The 1,330-nt window shown below is 74.4% G+C and carries 2 protein-coding genes; one reads left to right on the top strand and one right to left on the bottom strand.

The genetic code is table 11. The features are described 5' to 3' along the window. Positions 1–557 (bottom strand): D-glycero-alpha-D-manno-heptose-1,7-bisphosphate 7-phosphatase (locus tag DKL51_RS32740; protein WP_438819691.1); only part of this gene is annotated, 557 nt, incomplete at its 3' end. Positions 558–761: 204 nt separating this feature from the next. Here DKL51_RS32740 and DKL51_RS32735 point away from each other — a divergent pair. Next, positions 762–1,199: an SRPBCC family protein gene (locus DKL51_RS32735; RefSeq protein ID WP_311768101.1), complete on the top strand. Its 438-nt coding sequence runs from the start codon at positions 762–764 to the stop codon at positions 1,197–1,199. Positions 1,200–1,330: the final 131 nt, after the last annotated feature.

The raw sequence follows: 1,330 nt of genomic DNA, 5'->3' as shown, positions 1-1,330 counted from the left end.
GGCAGGTCCCGGGCCACGGCCGGCGCGGCGTCGACCTCCTCGGGCCGGGTGACCGGGGTGGGCACCAGGATGCCGGTGGCGCCGGCGGCGAGCGCGGCGGTCATGTCCCGGCCGATGTCGCCGACCATGACGCAGCGCCCGGGGCTGGTGCCGAGCGCCCGGGCGGCGGCGTGCACCATTCCCGGGGCGGGCTTGCGGCAGGCGCAGCCGTCGGTGTCGTCGTGCGGGCAGATCTGCCAGTCGTCGAAGGGGCCGAGCAGTTCCTCCACCCGCTGGTGGACCGCCCGCATCTGCTCGGCCGTGAAGTAGCCCCGGGCCAGGCCGGACTGGTTGGTCACCACGGCGAGGCGGAGCCCGGCGGCCCGCAGCCGGTCCAGGGCTTCGCGGACGCCGGGGAAGGGGCGGACCTTCTCCGGGTCCCCGTTGTAGGGCACGTCCTCGATCAGCGTGCCGTCCCGGTCGAGCAACACCGCGTCGAACAGGCCCGACGGGAACCGGTCATCGCCCGGGTCAACCCGGGCTGACCTGCACTGATCCCGCTCGTGGTCCCGTCGCACGGCGGGCGGGTTCCCGACGCCCCGAGGAGTAAACATCATCTTCGGCGGGCCGCGTCCACCGCCGCCAGCGCCCGGGCGTCTCCGGCCGGCCCCTCACCCCGCTGCCACCGGCCCGGTGCGGCGTTACCCGCCGCCCCCGAGAAGCTAACCCGGCGGCTCCGTTACGCCTCGACTCGGCGGGGGTATGGGGTTGCGGTGGCGATTGTGGAGAAAGTGATCGACGCACCCCCGCAGCAGGTCTTCAACGTGCTCGCCGACGGGTGGACGTACAGCGACTGGGTGGTCGGCACGGCCCACGTCCGGCAGGTGGACGACGCCTGGCCCCGAGTGGGCAGCCAGTTGCACCACCGCGCCGGGCCGTGGCCGTTCTCCCTGCAGGACTCCTCCACCGTGCTGGCCTGCGAACCCCCGCACAAGCTGGTCATCCGGGCCGGGCTCTGGCCGGCCGGCGAGGCGATCGTGGTCTTCACCCTGGAACCGGTCGGCCAGGGCGCCACCCGGGTCCGCATCGCCGAGGACTTCGCCGCCGGGCCGCTGCGCTGGGTGCGCAACAAGCTCAACGACCTGGTGCTGCACCAGCGCAACAAGGAGACGCTGAACCGGCTCTCGGACATCGCGACCCGGCAGAAGGACGACCGATGACGCAGCGGGTGATGATCACCGGGGCGAGCGCCGGGGTGGGTCGGGCGGTCGCCCGGGCGTACGCCGAGCGCGGGGCGAGCCTGGGCCTGATCGCCCGCGGCGAGGCCGGCCTGGCCGCGGGCGATCAGGCC

It is taken from the genome of Micromonospora globispora (genome assembly GCF_003857015.1).
Taxonomy (GTDB): Bacteria; Actinomycetota; Actinomycetes; order Mycobacteriales; family Micromonosporaceae; genus Micromonospora; species Micromonospora globispora.
The sequence above is the reverse complement of the archived record's forward strand: the minus strand, read 5'-3'. Positions and strand labels throughout refer to the sequence as shown.